Consider the following 18688-nt stretch of genomic DNA (forward strand, 5'->3'; position numbering starts at 1 on the left):
ATAGGTTAGCCTCGGAAATATGTCAACGTTTTCCGGGGCTAATTGATTTTATGACGGTTACTATGAAACATATCCGTTAATATGTTGTTTATGCCATAGAAATATTATAATTTTGTCATCAAATACGATGAACTAATGTCTCAATTACCTACTCTTATAGCTGATCTCGCACTGATATTGATCTGTGCCGGTATCATGACTCTGTTATTCAAGAAGTTGAAGCAGCCTCTAGTGCTGGGGTATGTCGTTGCCGGATTTTTGGCAAGTCCTCATATGCCGTTTACGCCTTCAGTAATGGATAGTGCCAACATTAAGACATGGGCGGATATCGGTGTTATCTTTTTATTGTTCGCTCTCGGGCTTGAATTTAGTTTTAAAAAGATTGTAAAAGTGGGTGGTTCCGCTATCATAGCTGCTTGTACCATTATCTTTTGTATGATTTTGTTGGGGATAGGAGTCGGTATGAGTTTCGGATGGCACCGAATGGATAGTCTGTTCCTGGGCGGTATGATTGCAATGTCCTCTACTACTATTATTTATAAAGCATTTGATGATCTGGGATTGAGAAAAAAACAGTTCACAGGGCTTGTGTTAAGTATCTTGATTCTGGAAGATATATTGGCTATCGTTTTAATGGTGATGCTTTCCACTATGGCAGTAAGTCATAATTTTGAAGGTACGGAGATGTTGGAAAGTATCGGAAAGTTATTGTTCTTCCTTATTTTATGGTTTGTAGTGGGTATTTATTTAATTCCTGAATTTCTGAAACGTTGCAGGAAACTAATGGGAGAGGAGACTTTACTTATCGTATCCCTGGCATTATGTTTCGGTATGGTGGTAATGGCTGCCAATACGGGATTCTCCGCCGCATTCGGTGCGTTCATTATGGGGTCTATCTTAGCCGAGACCATCGAAGCGGAATCCATAGATCGATTAGTGAAACCGGTCAAAGATCTTTTCGGAGCTATCTTTTTCGTATCGGTGGGTATGATGGTAGATCCGGCAATGATTGTGGAGTATGCCATACCTATCATAGTAATTACTCTGGCAGTAATTTTGGGACAGGCAATTTTCGGAACATTTGGAGTAATTCTTTCCGGAAAGCCCTTGAAAACAGCTATGCAATGTGGCTTTAGTTTGACACAAATCGGTGAGTTTGCATTTATTATAGCCTCGTTGGGAGTATCTTTGCATGTGACGAGTGATTTCCTGTATCCGATAGTGGTGGCAGTTTCCGTTATTACCACTTTTCTAACTCCCTATATGATTCGTCTGGCGGAACCCGCTTCCACTTTTGTTGATGCTCACTTGCCGGAATCCTGGAGAAAGTTCTTGATGCGTTATTCTTCAGGATCGCAAACCGCACTAAATCACGAAAATCTGTGGAAAAAGTTATTGATAGCAATGGTGCGTATTACAGTTGTTTATTCGATAGTCAGCATATCTATCATTGCTCTTTCTTTCCGCTTTGTGGTACCGTTCTTTAAGGAGAACTTACCCCATTTCTGGGCGTCACTGTTGGGAGCGGTCTTTGTGATTCTATGTATTGCTCCTTTTTTGCGTGCTATTATGGTGAAGAAAAATCATTCGGTCGAGTTTGTGACTTTGTGGCATGATAGCCGTACGAATCGTGCTCCCTTAGTTTCTACTATCGTTATCCGGATTATGATAGCGGCACTGTTCGTTATTTTTGTAATATCGGGATTGTTCAAAGCATCTATCGGCTTAATAATAGGGGTTGCTGTGCTTGTCGTGTTGCTTATGGTATGGTCACGCCGTTTGAAAAAACAGTCAATATTAATTGAGCGACGTTTCTTTCAGAATCTTCGTTCAAGAGATGTGCGTGCAGAATATCTGGGAGAAAAGAAACCGGAATATGCCGGACGTTTGTTGTCTCATGATTTACATCTTGCCGATATGGAAATTCCCGGAGAATCTTCTTGGGCTGGTAAAACATTGCTGGAACTGAATTTGGGAAAGAAGTTCGGTGTACATGTAGCTTCTATTCTTCGTGGAAAGAGAAGGATTAACATTCCCGGAGGCTCCGTCCGTTTGTTCCCAATGGATAAGATACAAGTGATAGGAACGGATGAGCAATTGAGTGTTTTTAATGAGGCTATGCAAAATGGCGCAAAGATCGACTGGGATGTATATGAAAAGAGTGAAATGGCTTTGAGGCAGTTTATCATAGATGCAGATTCTGTCTTTCTAGGTAAGACAATTCGTGAATCGGGTATTCGTGACAAGTATCACTGTATGATAGCGGGCATTGAAAATGAGGACGGTGCGTTGATGGTACCGGATGTAAATGTGCCGCTTGTAGAAGGGGATGTAGTGTGGGTGGTAGGTGAGAAAGAGGATGTGTACCAATTAATCGATCAAAAAAGCGAAAAAGTACAGGTCGGATAAAAATAGAACACCTATTTTTGTTTCGTTAAAATATAAAATAATTGTATCATGAAAAGCGATCCTAAAGAATGTCTGTATTGTCAGAACAATGAAACGCTGCATAATCTGATGATTGAGATTGCGCAGTTGAGTGTATCACGTGTATTCCTGTTTAAGGAACAAACTTATCGAGGACGTTGCCTTGTTGCCTACAAGGATCACGCAAACGATTTGAATGAATTGAGCGATGAAGATCGTAATGCTTTTATGGCAGATGTGACACGAGTTACCCGCGCCATGCAGAAAGCATTTCAACCGGAAAAGATAAATTATGGTGCTTATTCGGATAAATTATCTCATTTACATTTTCATTTGGCTCCGAAATATGTGGATGGTCCTGACTATGGTGGTATATTCCAGATGAATCCGGGAAAGGTTTATTTGACGGATGCTGAGTATCAGGAATTGATTGATGCAGTAAGGGCAAATCTGTAAGTAGTAATTTCAGGCACGGATTATCCTGTTGTTTTGTGTGACCGTTTTTTTATAAAACGAGCATTCTGTAATTCGTGCCTAAAATGACAATATGTAACAAAGGAAACCTTGCTTAGGCGTTAATTCGGTTAGTCTTCGCTATCGAAATCAAATTCAAAATCAAAGTCGTCCATAAATTCTGGTGTTGTAAACTCTTCCAGATTTCGTCGATCTTTTTTGGTAGGACGTCCGGTTCCTCGTGCTCGGTCAATGAAGCCGCTGATCTTACTCATTTCCAATAGTTCATATTGGTCAGGAGTTGTGACGTTCTCCATCATTTCGGGGACGAGTTTGGCTCCTATACGTTTTTCAATTGCTTGCAGCACTTTGAATGAATATGTGATAGGCGGCTTTTTAACCTGAATTACATCTCCCGGCTTTACCATACGTGCGGCCTTGACGAGTGCTCCATTTATGGTGACACGGCCTTTTTTACAAGCTTCTGCTGCTATCGTACGTGTTTTGAAGATACGTACAGCCCACATCCATTTGTCTATTCTTGCTTCAGCCATTTTAGTTATTATCTTTATTTTTTATTGAACTGGTTCATAGTGATATCAATTCCGGCAAGACAGAAACTTTTAATAATCTCACCTGCCGTTGCCAGCCTTTCCTCCATTGTCTTCCAGTCTTCATCTGTGAAATGTCCCAGTACATAATCAATCTGCCCGCCACGTGGGAAATCATTACCGATACCAAATCGCAGACGGGCATAATTTTGTGTTCCTAAGGTTGAGGCAATATGCTTCAATCCATTATGTCCAGCGTCACTCCCTTTTCCTTTTAAACGTAAAGTACCGAAAGGAAGTGCCAAGTCATCTACCACTATCAGCACATTTTCTAATGGGATGTTTTCTTTTTGCATCCAGTAGCGGACAGCGAAACCGCTTAGGTTCATGAAGGTGGAAGGTTTCAGCAGGATTAACTGGCGCCCTTTGACTGAAAAGCTGGTTGTGAATCCGTAACGTCCGTCAATAAAAGGAGGAGCATTATTGATTCTTGCCAATGCTTCTACCGTCATAAATCCGATATTGTGCCGGGTTTCATGATATTCAGGGCCAATGTTTCCCAGTCCGACAATTAAATATTTTATCATTACTTATCCGTAAAACAGTTCATTAATATAGAAAAAGAAACGCAGATTAATACAAACTAGTACAGACTTAACATCTGCTTTCATCTGCATTAATCTGCGTTTAAAGTAAATCTCTTTACAGGAATAGTCTCAAATTACTTGCCGGCTGCAGCTGCTGCACCTCTTGCTGCACGAGTCAACTTAACGGCACATACCACAGCTTCTTTAGCACTCATCAATTCAAGGCCTTCGAAGCTCAATTCGCCAACTTTTACAGTCTTACCTAAACCGAGGTGAGAAACGTTCACTGTCAGTTTTTCAGGAATAACGTTATACAAAGCTTTCACTTTAATCTTACGCATCTGCAAAGCCAACTTACCACCGGCTTTCACACCTTCTGCAAGACCTTCCAACTGTACAGGAACTTCCATTACGATAGGTTTAGCTTCATCGATCTGATAGAAGTCTACGTGTAGGATAGTATCTTTTACAGGATGGAATTGAATATCTTTCAGGATAGCGTTTACTTTTTTGCCGTCGATAATCAAGTCTACTACATAGATATGCGGAGTATAAACCAAATTACGAAGACCTTCGTTAGGCACTGTAAAGTGAACTACTTCATTACCTCCATAAAGTACGCAAGGTACACCACCGTTTTTACGAATTTCTTTCAAAGCTCTTGCTTGTTCTGAAGAGCGTTCTGCAATTGTTCTTGCAGTTCCTTTTACTTCAATTGATTTCATTTCTTTAAAAAATTGTGTTACTCTAAATTAAGTTAGTTTGCTTAATTCACCATTACACGATGTGGATTATCACACGATGTCGCAAAAAAGCGGTGCAAAGGTACGGTCTTTTTTTGATATATCAAAGAGCTTTCTTCTTAAAAATCAATGTCAATCTTGATTTCACTCCCCAATTTTTCCTCTTTTGCTTCTTCTTCAATAGCAGCTTGCTCTTTTTCCATATCTGCTTCCTGGGTTAAACGGCTGATATAGTCGTTCATGTCATTGCGATCAATGAAATCGATAGCTTCTGTCAATCCTGCCATGAATTTCTGAAAATCTTCTCTATATAAGAAAATCTTGTGTTTTTCGAAACTCACCTGAGAATCATCGCCTTCTCCCATTATCACCTTTTTGCTCTCTGTAATAGCAAGGAACATTTCATCTTTACGGTTCTTTTTTACATCGAGGTAATAGATGCGTTTACCTGCTTTAATGGACTTGGAGAATACGATCTCCTTATCATTCATGTCTGCGCTCATTTTCTTTTTTAAATCTTCCATATATTTCGGTCCGTTTATAATCGGCTTCAAAATTGGATATTTTTTTTAAACTGTCAAAAGAAAAAGCGCAGAGAATCAAATACTGCATTAAAAAATGTGATTTATTTGTGGAAACTCATTAAAAATATCTACTTTTGCAGTTCGATAACAATAGTATAAATTGAATTTATGATCAACAGAGTTCTTATTCGTCTTAAGATTATACAGATAGTATATGCCTATTATCAGAATGGCAGCAAAAATCTAGACTCAGCGGAGAAAGAGTTATTCTTTAGTCTTTCAAAGGCGTATGACCTTTACAACTATTTGCTAATGCTGATGATAGCATTGACAGAGTATGCGCAAAAGCGTATTGATGCGGCAAAAGCTAAATTGGCACCCACGAAAGAAGAATTGTATCCCAACAAAAAGTTTGTGGAAAATAAGTTTATTGCCCAATTGGAAGTCAATAAGCAGCTGTCCGAGTTTATTGCCAATCAAAAAAGGACTTGGGCAAACGATCAGGACTTCGTGAAGGAACTATATGAGAAGATTGTAGAAACTGATATATATAAGGATTATATGGCCTCTGATGATAACTCATATGAAGCTGATCGCGAATTATGGAGAAAAATCTATAAGACATATATCTTTAATAATGATTCTCTCGACCAGGTATTGGAGGACCAGAGTCTGTATTGGAACGATGATAAGGAAATTGTAGATACATTCGTATTGAAGACCATTAAGCGTTTCGATGAAAAGAAGGGTGCCAATCAGGAATTACTTCCTGAATTTAAGGATGACGAAGACCAGGAATTCGCACGCCGTCTGTTCCGCCGTACTATTTTAAATTCCGACTATTATCGCCATCTTGTTAGCGAAAATACAAAGAACTGGGAACTGGATCGTATTGCATTTATGGATGTAATCATTATGCAAACTGCTTTAGCCGAAATTTTAAGTTTCCCGAACATTCCGGTCAGTGTTTCGTTAAATGAGTATGTGGAAATTGCGAAGTTGTATAGCACATCCAAAAGCGGTAGCTTTATTAACGGAACATTAGATGGAATAGTTAATCAATTGAAAAAAGAAGGTAAGTTGACTAAAAACTAATACCTTTGTCCATATAGTAGAAACTAAAACTGATTTTTTATGAATGTATTGACTGTATTATTGCAAGCTCCTGCTGGTGCTGCCGGAGGTGGAAGTATGATGTGGATCATGCTGATAGCAATGTTTGTTATCATGTATTTCTTTATGATCCGTCCTCAAAATAAGAAGCAGAAAGAAATAGCAAATTTCCGTAAATCTCTTCAGGTTAATCAATCGGTTATTACTGCTGGTGGTATCCACGGAACAATCAAGGAGATTACTGACGATTATATCGTACTTGAAATTGCTTCTAACGTAAAGATAAAGATAGATAAAAACTCTATTTTCGCTGACGCTTCGGCTGCTAGTAATCAATCTAAGTAAATGGTAAACAATGCCTATGCTTGATCGTAGGAAAATAAGGTACACATATTTAAAACTATCCAAGAAAATTAAGGACTTCCTGCTTAGCGATAAGAGCAGGGAGTTCTTAATTTTTTTGTTTTTTTTTCTGATAGCCGGTGGATTCTGGTTACTCCAAACGTTAAATAATGATTATGAAGCGGAATTTTCTATTCCGGTACGGGTAAAAGACCTTCCCAATAATGTAGTGCTGACTTCGGAACCTCCTTCTGAACTTCGGGTTCGGGTGAAGGATAAGGGGACTGTGCTGCTTAATTATATGTTGGGAAAAAGTTTTTTTCCAGTCAATTTAAGTTTTCTCGATTATAAAGGGAAAAATAATCATGTGAAGATTTATGCATCCGATTTTGAGAAAAAGATACTAAGTCAGTTGAATGTCTCTTCTAAAATACTCTCGATAAAGCCGGATACATTAGAATACATCTATTCCGAGGGAAAATCCAAGTTAGTACCCGTCCGTCTTCAGGGGAAGGTAACTGCCGGGCTTCAATATTATGTTTCGGATACAATTTGTAATCCGGATTCTGTGTTGGTGTATGCGCCCGAAGGGATTTTGGATACGATTACTACTGCTTATACCCAAAAAATAAATCTGGAGAATATTTCGGATACCACTCGGCAACGAATATCTCTGGCTCCGTTAAGAGGAGTAAAGTTCGTTCCAAGTTCGGTTGAGGCGACATTTCCGGTAGATATTTATACGGAGAAAACAGTCGAAGTACCGTTACATGGAATTAATTTTCCGGCGGATAAGGCCCTACGTGCATTTCCTTCTAAAGTTCAGATAACTTTTCAGGTAGGATTGAAGCGTTTTCGTAGTATTAAAGCCGATGATTTTGTGATAAATGTCTCTTATGAAGAACTGTTGAAGCTTGGTTCTGATAAATATACGGTTAAATTGAAATCATTTCCGAATGGGATAAATCAAATCCGTATTGTACCCGAACAAGTAGACTTTTTGATAGAACAAGTATCTTCTTTTTCCGATGTTGATTAAGGTTGGTATAACTGGTGGTATCGGTAGCGGGAAAAGCGTTGTTTCCCGGTTGCTGGAGATAATGGGTATTCCTGTTTATATAGCGGATACAGAAGCGAAACGTATTACTTGTACCGATACAGTGATTCGCCGGGAACTTTGTGCTTTGGTCGGTCAGGAAGTATTTCAGGGGGGAGAATTGAACCGGACTTTATTGGCGGAGTATATGTTCGGGTATCCGGAACACGTGAAAGAAGTGAATGCTATTATTCATCCACGGGTAAAAGATGATTTCCGCCAATGGACAGTCCGTTTCGGGAATAACGGACTGGTTGGTATGGAATCCGCTATCCTTATTGAATCCGGTTTTAGAGAAGAAGTTGATTTCCTTGTAATGGTTTATGCACCGTTGGAAGTGAGAGTAGAGCGGGCTATGAAACGTGACTGTTCATCAAGGGAGTTGGTCTTGAAGCGTATTGAGGCACAGATGAGTGATGAGGCCAAGCGGGAACAAGCCGATTTTGTGATAGTAAATGACAATGAAACACCGTTAATTCCGCAGGTTTTGGAGCTTATTTCTTTGCTATCTAAAAATAATCATTACCTTTGCGACGCTAAAAAATAATTAATAAATAAAAGAATATATACTATGTTGAAGACTATCTTGTCTATCTCCGGAAAACCGGGATTGTACAAACTTATTTCGCAAGGAAAAAATATGTTGATTGTTGAATCAATCAATGCTGATAAGAAGCGTTTCCCCGCTTATGGTAATGAAAAAATTATCTCTTTGGCAGATATCGCAATGTACACAGATGATGCGGAAGTTCCTTTGTATGATGTGTTGGAAGCGATGAAAAAGAAAGAAAATTCGGCAATTGCTTCTCTTGATCCGAAGAAGGCTAGTCCGGAACAACTCCGTGAATACTTGGCTGAAGTGTTGCCTAATTTCGATCGTGATCGTGTGCATGTAGGAGATATCAAGAAATTGATTTCCTGGTATAATACGTTGATATCTAATGGACTTACTGAATTTAAACCAGAAGCGGAAGTTGGGGAAGAAGAGGTAGTGGCAGAATAATAATTAATGTCATTTGTCTAAATGAGACTAAAGAACATGATAATCGCATTTAATGTGGTTATCATGTTTTTTTTATAGAGATGTTTGTAAATTCAGAAAAAAATTAGTATAATTTGGGTAATCTTTTATTAAAATAAATATCTTCTACTTATATTGTAAATAATGGTGCTTTTTATGTATCTTTGTCGCTGTTCTCTATTTTTCACGATGTCTATGGCAGTTAAAATGAAAATGGACAACAAAAGCGTTTAAAGATATTATTCGATGCTTGAGTTATCCAGTGACCTCAAGTATGATAAATTGTGTAGTTCTCACGCTTTTTTATAATTAATCACCTTCCAGGGAACAGGAGGCTTTATATAGGGAATGGAGACAATAACGAATAAAGGAGTGAATATCTGTTTGGATAATGAATCAGGGGAGTTATGCTTGACTAATTTGTTATCAGGTACAATGGTATTTTTATATGATTCTCAAGGAGAATTAAGGGAAAAACACCAATTTGCTTTACCTTTGCTTACCATAACAATTTCTAAACAGGGTACTTATGTTTTAGTGATGAGTCATCCGAACTGTCAGCCTGAAGTTCGGAGGATTATCTATACAGGGATATAAAAAGAAGTCGGTAAGTTTCTTGGCAAACCTACCGACTTCTTATTTTTTGTATTGTGTTTAATTTCTGAATACTAATCCGTCTCCGCCAGCATCGACAATGATCGCTTTACTTCGATCTACTTCCTGAGCTAGCAGTTTCTTAGACAGGTCGTTCAGCAAATAGCGTTGAATAGCTCTTTTCACCGGACGCGCTCCGAATTCAGGATCATAACCTACTTGTGACAAGAAGTTTAATGCAGCATCTGTCATTTCCAATTCCACACCGTTTTCAGCAAGCATTTTCTGTACGCTCTTGATTTGTAAGAGGACAATTTGCCTGATTTCATTTTCTGTCAGCGGCAAGAACATAATTGTTTCGTCAATACGATTCAGAAATTCCGGACGAATCGTTTTCTTCAACATATTCATCACTTCCTTCTTCGTTTCTTCGATTACCTCTTCCTTATTAGAACCGTTCAGTTTCTCCATTTGACTTTGTATATAGGAACTTCCCATATTTGAAGTCATGATAATGATCGTATTCTTGAAGTTAACTACCCTTCCTTTATTGTCTGTCAATCTTCCGTCGTCCAATACTTGCAACAGAATATTAAAAACATCCGGATGCGCTTTCTCTATTTCATCAAACAACACAACAGAGTAAGGTTTCCGCCGAATAGCTTCTGTCAACTGACCACCTTCGTCATATCCTACATATCCCGGAGGTGCTCCGACCAGACGTGAAACACTATGCTTTTCCTGATACTCACTCATGTCTATACGGGTCATCATCGTTTCATCATCAAATAGGAATTCTGCCAGTGCTTTCGCCAATTCTGTCTTACCCACCCCCGTTGTTCCGAGGAAGATAAACGAACCAATCGGACGTTTTGGATCTTGTAATCCTGCCCGGCTACGGCGCACTGCATCGGCAACTGCTTCAATTGCTTCATCTTGGCCGATTACACGTTGGTGAAGTTCTTCTTCCAAATGCAACAATTTATCTTTCTCGCTTTGCAGCATTTTGCTAACCGGAATACCTGTCCAACGAGAAACAACATCAGCAATATCTTCGGCATCTACTTCCTCTTTTATCATTGCCTTGTCTCCCTGCATATCGCGCAGCTTCTTTTGAGTATCCTCAATTTCTTTATCCAATGCCTGAAGTTTTCCGTAACGGATTTCGGCTACTTTGCCATAATCTCCTTCGCGTTCAGCTTTCTCGGCTTCGAATTTCAGATTCTCTATCTCTACTTTGTTCTGTTGAATCTTATCCATTAACGTCTTTTCGCTTTGCCATTTAGCTTTGAAAGATTTTTCCAATTCTTTCAATTCAGCGAGTTCCTTACCGATAATCTCCAGTTTCGGTTTGTCGTTTTCACGTTTGATAGCTTCTCGCTCAATCTCCAGTTGCTTGATTTTACGGGAGATCTCGTCCAGTTCTTCCGGTACGGAATCTACTTCCATTCGTAATTTGGCGGCAGCTTCGTCCATAAGATCAATAGCCTTATCCGGCAAGAAACGGTCGGTGATGTAGCGGCTACTTAGCTCCACGGCTGCAATAATTGCGTCGTCTTTGATACGCACATGATGGTGATTTTCGTAACGTTCTTTCAGTCCGCGGAGGATAGAAATCGTGCTCAGGTTATCCGGTTCGTCTACTTGTACGATTTGGAAACGGCGTTCCAATGCTTTATCCTTTTCGAAGTATTTCTGATATTCGTCAAGGGTGGTTGCACCGATAGAGCGCAGTTCGCCACGGGCCAGAGCCGGTTTTAGAATATTTGCGGCGTCCATGGCACCTTCGCCTTTCCCAGCACCTACCAATGTATGGATTTCATCAATAAATAAGATAATATCACCTTCCGACTTCTTCACTTCATTGACTACCGATTTCAGACGTTCCTCAAACTCACCTTTGTACTTTGCACCGGCAACGAGTGCACCCATATCCAACGAATAAACCTGTTTGTTCTTCAGGTTCTCGGGTACGTCTCCCCGTAGGATACGATGCGCTAATCCTTCGACAATAGCTGTTTTACCCGTACCCGGTTCACCAATCAGAATCGGATTGTTCTTAGTTCTCCGGCTTAATATCTGAAGTACCCGTCGAATTTCTTCGTCACGTCCGATTACCGGATCGAGTTTACCGCTACGAGCAGCTTCATTCAGGTTAATGGCATATTTTTCCAATGATTGATAAGTGTCCTCACTGGATTGTGACGTTACTTTTTCTCCTTTCCTTAATTCGCTGATAGCGTTACGCAACTCCTTTTCCGTCATTCCGGCATCTTTCAGAATGGTGGATACAGTGCTTTTTACAGTGAGCAACGCTAACAGTATATGTTCCAAAGAAACAAACTCGTCGCCCATTTCCTTTGAATACTGGGTTGCTTTCTGCAATACATCATTTGCTTCACGGCTCAGATACGGCTCACCACCGGAAACTTTAGGCAGCGAATCAATCTGTTTGTCAACAACAACCGCTACTTGCTGTCCATTCATACCTAACTTTTGGAAGATGAAGTTCGTAACGTTTTCGCCTACCTTCATCACCCCCTGCATGATGTGAACGGGTTCTATGGCTTGTTGCCCCCGGCTTTTCACCAGATTTACAGCCTCCTGTATCGCTTCTTGGGATTTGATTGTAAAATTGTTAAAGTTCATATCGTTGTTCTCCTTTCTTTTTCATGTTTCTAATAACACTTAAAAGGGCGCAAAAGATTTGCCAAGTAGAAAAATGTGACAAAATAGCATGATTATAAGGAGCTTACAGGACAAAATGGCTTCTTTTTCCAGTGTATGACTGACGAATTTGCTGCGAAATGAGGAGGATAAATAAAAGTATTGTAGTATCTTTATCGGCTGTAATGTTATTGTAAATAAGATATGAACGATAAACCTCAAATAAAACTGTCTGAAACAGTAGTGCTGATTGATGCAGCTTTTCTGAACTTTGTAATTACAGATATGAAAGGATACTTTGAAGATACTTTGCAACGTTCTTTACAAGAGATAGACCTTTCGATACTGACTACCTATCTTACTTTGGACGCCGGGATTACGGAAGGGAAAAATGAAGTCCAATTTCTTTTTGTTTACGATAAGGAGTCTGGGCGGCTTGTACATTGCCGGCCTTCCGATCTGGAGAAAGAACTGAACGGGGTTGCTTTTCAAAGCCCTTATGGAGAATATTCATTTGCCAGTGTCCCTTCGGAGGGAATGGTGACAAGGGAAGATTTATTCTTGGATTTGCTGTCTATTGTTGCCGATTCGGCTGATGTGAAAAGAATGATTGTGATTTCCTTTAATGAAGAATACGGGAAGAAAGTGGCTGATGCGCTGAATGAAATAAAAGATAAGGAAGTGATTCAGTTCCGCATGAACGAACCGGATGCTCCGGTGAAGTATAAATGGGAAATGTTGGCTTTTCCTGTGATGCAGGCATTGGGGATCAAAGCTGACGAACTACAATAATATCAGTTCCTATATTTGCTGACTATACCTATATATTTAATACTTAAAATTTAGCCCTGTGTCTGATTTTCGTTTAAAAGTATTCCAAAGTGTAGCGAAGAACCTGAGTTTTACGAAAGCTTCGCAAGAACTGTTTGTAAGCCAGCCTGCTATCACTAAGCATATCCAGGAGTTAGAGACTTATTATCAGGCTCGTTTGTTCGAGCGTCAGGGAAGTAAAATTTCGCTGACCGATGCGGGGGAATTGCTGTTGAAGCATAGTGAGAAGATTCTGGATGATTACAAGCAACTGGAATATGAGATGCATTTGTTGCATAACGAGTATATTGGTGAATTGAGACTGGGTGCCAGTACAACGATTGCCCAATATGTCCTTCCTCCTTTATTGGGAAATTTCATAGCTAAGTTTCCGCAGGTCAATCTTTCTCTAATCAATGGAAATTCCCGGGGAGTGGAAACAGCCTTACAGGAACATCGGATAGATTTAGGTTTGGTGGAAGGAATCTTTCGTCTGCCTAACTTAAAGTATACTTCATTCTTGCAGGACGAACTTGTAGCAGTGGTGCACGCGCATACCAAGCTGGATATTCAGGATGAGATTACTCCGGAAGACTTGCCGAATATTCCATTAGTTCTGCGTGAAAGAGGTTCCGGGACGCTGGATGTCTTCGAACGTGCTTTGTCGCAGCATAATCTGAAACTGTCTTCTTTAAATGTAATGATGTATCTCGGCAGTACGGAAAGCATTAAACTTTTCCTCGAACATACTGATTGTATGGGGATTGTCTCTATCCGTTCCGTACATAAAGAACTCGTTGCAGGTAATCTGCGTGTAATTGAGATAAAGGGAATGCCTATGCAGCGTGAATTTAACTTTGTGCAACTGCAAGGGCAGGAGGGGGGATTATCCCAAGTCTTTATGCGGTTTGCGGGACATCATAGTAAAAGTCTGTAATCGGCTTTTCCGTTACTTTTACATACAGAGTAACTTCCCAGCATTTCAATGCGTTACGATGCAACAAAATGGCGGGAAGTTGGTCTTGGTTTTTAGTAATGTGTGGCACCAGAAAAGATTTTTCAATTTCATTTCTCATATTCTCATATAAAAAGTTATCCTTCTGATTACTAATCATATAAATTATGAGAATTAAAATGTTTACATGTATTTCTCATAATTTATTCAAGAAAACACGCTTAAAATACCGCATTTCTCATACTATCATTGGTATTTCTCATACTATTGCAAACGTTATTCTCATCATCCAATCATCAACACTTAATAAGCTGTAGCAAAACTATTGTTCATCTTCGTTATAACTAACTGACAATCAAAGAATATCCTACTGAAATCAATAGATTTTCAATAAGAAATTCCTATCGTTGCACTCCAGTAAACAGGCTTGTGCACTGGAGTGAATAGGGCTATCTACCCGAGTGCACCGATCTGTTTACTAGAGTGCAACAATGCGGATGAAGGAAAGAAAATACAATGATGCCGGTTGCGAAAGATATGTCATCTACCGACTTAACATATAAACTACGGTTATATTGCCTCCTACATATTAGTCCCTTTATTTCCATCAAGCAGGGGTGCTTTGCATTTTCCCTTTTTCTCCGTTGGCTTCGTTTGGCATCATAAACGCTTTATTCATAAGCCATTCAATGCCATTTCTCCCATTTTATTCGTTTATTCCAGAGATTCTGGGTAAGTTTGCTCATACTCTGTATAAAATCTCATATTTCTTTTTTATCTTTGTTCTTATATCATCAAATACAAGAACTTAATGGATAAGATCACCATATATCTTCTGGAAGAAAAGTAAGCTAAACGAAAGGGGGGCTTATATCTGGAAATGGTAGAGTAGGACGATTGATCATGTTCCGTGAGTGTCTTTGCCATGACGTAGTTCCGTTTATTATAAACGAGCGGCATAAGCAGTTTTATTATAGGGGACTTAGAGAGTTTGCGTCTACTCCCGGATATTTGCTTGATACTTGCCTTTTGGCGCAAGATATTTATGTAGTATGGGTGAAATATTTCTATTCTGGATTATTTGACTGATACTCATAGAATACTTAAAGAATTAAAAATCAATGGATAATGGATATAGAAAATTATAATTTACAATGATTTCTTGATGTCCGACAAGGCGATTATAAACGTGCTTTTACTTATTAGAATGAGACGGACGAGATAACTAAAAGGAATTTATATATATAATTAAATGTTACTATTATGGGCTGTTTTATGAATCTTTTGTGGCTGTTGCTTGGTGGAATTTTTACGGCGGTAGAATATCTTATCTCAAGTTTATTAATGATGATTACTATTATTGGTATTCCTTTTGGGATGCAAACGTTGAAATTGGCAGGACTTGCTTTATGGCCTTTTGGCAAGGAAGTTAGAAACGGAAGCCGTTCTAGTGGTTGCCTTTATATACTGATGAACGTGATATGGATATTCGTGGGTGGCATTTGGATTTGTTTGTCACATTTGCTTTTTGGGGCGATGTTGTGTATAACTATTATTGGTATTCCTTTTGGTTTACAGCACTTTAAGTTGGCGGCATTAGCTTTATCACCTTTCGGAAAAGATATTATAACTGTGTAAGGATAGTTCTGAACAGATTATCTATAACTAAAAGTTATAATACATAATCAGAAACTATTAGTGTGTCTTGATTGTTTCCTGTACCTTTGCACCCCGAAAACAATTAAAGATAAAATATATGATTTCAACAGCTACAAAAACGTTGCAGGGAAACAACAAAACCATTTATGTTGCACTACTTTCTACTTTGACTTTCTTTCTGTTTTTAGACTATATTCCGGGGTTGGAGGCATGGTCGGCATGGGTGACTCCTCCGGTTGCTTTGTTTCTTGGACTTATTTTTGCGTTGACTTGCGGACAGGCACATCCGAAATTTAATAAGAAAACATCTAAATATTTATTGCAATATTCTGTTGTCGGACTGGGATTCGGAATGAATCTACATTCGGCTCTAGCTTCCGGTAAAGAAGGTATGGAGTTTACAGTTATTTCCGTAATCGGTACTTTAGTGATCGGTTGGTTCATCGGACGTAAGTTGTTTAAGATAGACCGGAACACTGCCTATCTTATTAGTTCAGGAACTGCTATTTGCGGTGGGAGTGCCATTGCAGCCGTAGGACCGGTGTTGAGGGCGAAAGATAGTGAAATGTCTGTTGCACTGGGTACTATTTTTATTTTGAATGCGATTGCACTTTTTATCTTCCCGATGATTGGTCATGCTTTGAGTATGGATCAGCAACAGTTCGGAACTTGGGCGGCAATTGCTATTCACGATACAAGTTCGGTTGTTGGTGCAGGCGCTGCTTATGGAGAGGAAGCCTTGAAAGTGGCCACTACTATCAAACTGACTCGCGCTCTCTGGATAATTCCTATGGCCTTTGCCACTTCATTTATCTTTAAAAGTAAAGGACAGAAGATCAGTATTCCCTGGTTTATCTTCTTCTTTGTGTTGGCAATGGTGGTAAATACTTATTTACTTGACGGAGTGCCGCAGTTGGGAGCTGCAATCAACGGAATTGCCCGTAAAACATTGACAATTACCATGTTCTTTATCGGCGCTTCTCTTTCTCTTGATGTGCTAAAAGCAGTCGGAATTAAGCCATTGTTACAGGGAGTTTTGCTTTGGGTAGTGATTAGCTTGAGCACGTTGGCATATATCTATTTTGTATAAACATACGATGTATAATGTAAGTAATTGGGGGAGTATTACTTTATATGAATATTCCCCCAATTGCTTTTTAAAACTTCTATTTGAAGTAAAAACAAAACTTTGTACTTATTTGAAATTTTAAAGTGATGTACTAATGAAGTCGGGAGAGGAGAATGTTTGATTATTTGAGCGATAATAAACAAAACGATTCTCCAGTTATTTATAAGAAAGATAATGGGCAAGAGCATTTTACTAAGAGTAGTATGGATGCATGATTGAAAAAATATATTTTATAACCTGAAAGAATTCTTTTATTCATTTATTTTTGATATTTTTGCACATATTGAATTGTAAAACCTATAATATATGAAGAACAATTTCTTTTTTATTCTCTGTATGCTATTTTGCGTACCATTGCACGCCCAACGCGAACGAAACTATATTTATTTATTTGATTGTACACAATCAATGAAAACAGTAGACATATGGGAACCGACTAAAAAATATTTGCGGGAAGATATTGAAAGATTATCTCCTTCTTCAACAGTAACTATTGTTCCATTCCAGGGGATTACTCACCCTACTATTCAGTTTGAATGCAGGAATTTTGATTGGAATAAGATTGAAGAACAATTCAATAAATATATAAAAGATAAAACGAATACAAATATTTGTTCTGCCTGGGACAAAGGCGTACAATATATTGATGTAAATAAAGACAATTATTTCTATATACTGACGGATGGAGAGGATACGGTAAAAGGGATTGGAGCCCTTTGTCAACGTATCCGTGAATGGTGTGGTAAATATAAGAATAGTTATGCGTTTTATGTTATGTTAACAGAAAGTGCCAAGAAAAATGAAAAAGAACTTTCAGATGCTATTGGAATTTGTAGTACTATCCGACTTATTGACCCGAAAGGGCACATCAGTCCCTTTGGAATTTTTGAAGAGGAAATACTAACTACTAATACATTGGAACTGGAAAAACAGATAAAACTACCGTTCTCTACAGTAGGAAAGTATGACGCGTCTGTCAATTGTAAAGATTCTCTTTTCGATGTTTCTTTAGTTAGCAATATGATTTCAGATGGTAAGGCTGTATTCAAGATAGATGCAAGAAAACCTAAGCAAGAAATAGCAGCTATACTTAATGGAAAAGACAGATATGATTTTGAGATAGAAGTGAAAGCTAAGGGAGTAGATATTCTGAATTCTAATCTGACAGTTAATGTCGTGAATAAGCCTGAACGAGTACTGACAATGATAGATGAGGAAGAAACTAATATGGGAAAAGCTTCTTATTATCCGACATTTCTCTTTTGGAAAGAAAAAAAACAGGATACTCTCCGTCGTAATCTCAGTGAAAGTTTTAATCAACCTGCTATTGAGTATGCCTCAAGTGTACGTTTTAAAGTTACGAGCTCAGACGGGGCAAACGACTATCAGATATTAATTAATGAAATACCTTGTCCGGAGAATGAGTTTGTTTTTGATGGAAAAACAAATAATAGCATCTTATCCATTATATTCAATAAAAATGCCCGGCAAGGCAAACGTTATTTTCTAATTAACCCAATACAAGCAAAAGAGACAGATCGTATCAATAGGATTCCAACAGAACAATATCAGTTATCTGTTCGTGCGGGATATAGTATCGATCATAATCCTTTAGCAATAATGTTATCTTGGTTGGTGATACTTTTCATTACTCTATTAATTTTATGGCTTTTCGCAATAAAGATTATGGTATATCCACGGATAAAACTCGGGCGTATTACTATAACTGAGCCATATTACAAGTCACTGAAAATACATGGGGCGCGAAAGGTTATATTTACTAATAAATTTCAAAAACAAAGCTTTTTAAATCGTATGTTAACTGGACGTGTCGTATGTGAGGTAAATGAAATATGGACTAGTACAATGGAGTTGGAGCCATGCAGGAAAGCATTGAGACCAACAACGAAAGGTAAATATCTGATAACTCCTTTCACTACTAGAATGGAGAAAAATTCTGAATATGAAATTCAGAATATAGATACTAATCAACAGATAAAAATAACAATAAATTAAA

At 38.5% G+C, this 18688-nt stretch carries 18 protein-coding genes and 1 pseudogene; 14 read left to right on the forward strand and 5 right to left on the reverse strand.

Annotated features, from left to right (window positions below):
• Nucleotides 1-135: 135 nt before the first annotated feature.
• Together CGC64_RS09020 and CGC64_RS09025 are read left to right on the forward strand one after the other, a co-directional pair.
• A complete protein-coding gene (locus CGC64_RS09020) occupies nt 136-2409 on the forward strand; it encodes a cation:proton antiporter (protein WP_005677557.1) in 2274 nt (757 codons plus the stop codon).
• Between the two features lie 48 nt (nt 2410-2457).
• Complete coding sequence (locus CGC64_RS09025) at nt 2458-2883, forward strand: HIT family protein (protein WP_005677558.1); 426 nt, start codon at nt 2458-2460, stop codon at nt 2881-2883.
• 128 nt (nt 2884-3011) lie between these two features.
• On the opposite strand, the gene CGC64_RS09030 is transcribed toward CGC64_RS09025, so the two are convergent.
• The 4 genes from CGC64_RS09030 to CGC64_RS09045 form a co-directional block, all read right to left on the reverse strand.
• Nucleotides 3012-3434, reverse strand: coding sequence for an RNA-binding S4 domain-containing protein (locus CGC64_RS09030; RefSeq protein WP_005677559.1), 423 nt, complete (start codon nt 3432-3434; stop codon nt 3012-3014).
• Nucleotides 3435-3448: 14 nt separating this feature from the next.
• On the reverse strand, nt 3449-4015 hold the full coding sequence (gene pth, locus CGC64_RS09035; protein ID WP_032838006.1) for an aminoacyl-tRNA hydrolase: 567 nt from the start codon (nt 4013-4015) through the stop codon (nt 3449-3451).
• A 137-nt stretch (nt 4016-4152) separates the two neighbouring features.
• Nucleotides 4153-4743: a 50S ribosomal protein L25/general stress protein Ctc gene (locus CGC64_RS09040; RefSeq protein WP_005677561.1), complete on the reverse strand. Its 591-nt coding sequence runs from the start codon at nt 4741-4743 to the stop codon at nt 4153-4155.
• Between the two features lie 137 nt (nt 4744-4880).
• Nucleotides 4881-5285 carry a PUR family DNA/RNA-binding protein gene (locus CGC64_RS09045; RefSeq protein ID WP_005677562.1) on the reverse strand — a complete coding sequence of 135 codons (405 nt, stop codon included), beginning with the start codon at nt 5283-5285 and terminating at the stop codon, nt 4881-4883.
• Nucleotides 5286-5453: 168 nt separating this feature from the next.
• Between CGC64_RS09045 and nusB the strand changes: the two genes are divergently transcribed.
• From nusB to CGC64_RS19295, 6 genes are all read left to right on the forward strand, one after another.
• A complete protein-coding gene (nusB, locus tag CGC64_RS09050; protein ID WP_005677564.1) occupies nt 5454-6380 on the forward strand; it encodes a transcription antitermination factor NusB in 927 nt (308 codons plus the stop codon).
• Between the two features lie 39 nt (nt 6381-6419).
• On the forward strand, nt 6420-6743 hold the full coding sequence (gene yajC / locus CGC64_RS09055; protein WP_005677565.1) for a preprotein translocase subunit YajC: 324 nt from the start codon (nt 6420-6422) through the stop codon (nt 6741-6743).
• 16 nt (nt 6744-6759) lie between these two features.
• Nucleotides 6760-7779, forward strand: coding sequence for a CdaR family protein (locus tag CGC64_RS09060; RefSeq protein ID WP_005680328.1), 1020 nt, complete (start codon nt 6760-6762; stop codon nt 7777-7779).
• Entirely contained in the window at nt 7769-8383 is a 615-nt protein-coding gene (gene coaE / locus CGC64_RS09065; RefSeq protein ID WP_005677569.1) for a dephospho-CoA kinase, read from the forward strand. Before CGC64_RS09060 ends, coaE begins: the two co-directional genes overlap by 11 nt.
• 24 nt (nt 8384-8407) lie before the next feature.
• Nucleotides 8408-8839, forward strand: a complete 432-nt coding sequence (locus CGC64_RS09070; RefSeq protein ID WP_005677570.1) for a DUF5606 family protein — start codon at nt 8408-8410, stop codon at nt 8837-8839.
• A gap of 366 nt (nt 8840-9205) precedes the next feature.
• A complete protein-coding gene (locus CGC64_RS19295) occupies nt 9206-9454 on the forward strand; it encodes a hypothetical protein (protein WP_032837595.1) in 249 nt (82 codons plus the stop codon).
• Between the two features lie 57 nt (nt 9455-9511).
• On the opposite strand, the gene clpB is transcribed toward CGC64_RS19295, so the two are convergent.
• On the reverse strand, nt 9512-12100 hold the full coding sequence (clpB, locus tag CGC64_RS09080) for an ATP-dependent chaperone ClpB (protein WP_005677571.1): 2589 nt from the start codon (nt 12098-12100) through the stop codon (nt 9512-9514).
• 222 nt (nt 12101-12322) lie between these two features.
• On the opposite strand from clpB, the gene CGC64_RS09085 reads away from it, so the two are divergent.
• The 6 genes and pseudogenes from CGC64_RS09085 to CGC64_RS09110 all read left to right on the forward strand — a co-directional run bounded on the left by CGC64_RS09085 (nt 12323) and on the right by CGC64_RS09110 (nt 18687).
• Nucleotides 12323-12910 (forward strand): DUF6621 family protein, encoded by a 588-nt coding sequence (locus CGC64_RS09085; protein ID WP_005677572.1) that lies wholly within the window; start codon nt 12323-12325, stop codon nt 12908-12910.
• Nucleotides 12911-12968: 58 nt separating this feature from the next.
• Entirely contained in the window at nt 12969-13865 is an 897-nt protein-coding gene (locus tag CGC64_RS09090; protein ID WP_022041423.1) for a LysR family transcriptional regulator, read from the forward strand.
• 894 nt (nt 13866-14759) lie between these two features.
• Nucleotides 14760-14972, forward strand: a pseudogene (locus CGC64_RS19105) (Fic family protein); the annotation flags it as partial.
• 174 nt (nt 14973-15146) lie between these two features.
• Nucleotides 15147-15521 carry a YccF domain-containing protein gene (locus CGC64_RS09100; RefSeq protein WP_005677574.1) on the forward strand — a complete coding sequence of 125 codons (375 nt, stop codon included), beginning with the start codon at nt 15147-15149 and terminating at the stop codon, nt 15519-15521.
• Between the two features lie 118 nt (nt 15522-15639).
• Nucleotides 15640-16632, forward strand: a complete 993-nt coding sequence (locus CGC64_RS09105) for a YeiH family protein (RefSeq protein WP_005677575.1) — start codon at nt 15640-15642, stop codon at nt 16630-16632.
• A gap of 447 nt (nt 16633-17079) precedes the next feature.
• On the forward strand, nt 17080-18687 hold the full coding sequence (locus CGC64_RS09110; RefSeq protein WP_005677578.1) for a hypothetical protein: 1608 nt from the start codon (nt 17080-17082) through the stop codon (nt 18685-18687).
• Nucleotide 18688 lies beyond the last annotated feature (1 nt).

Source organism: Bacteroides caccae, assembly GCF_002222615.2.
Taxonomy (GTDB): Bacteria; Bacteroidota; Bacteroidia; order Bacteroidales; family Bacteroidaceae; genus Bacteroides; species Bacteroides caccae.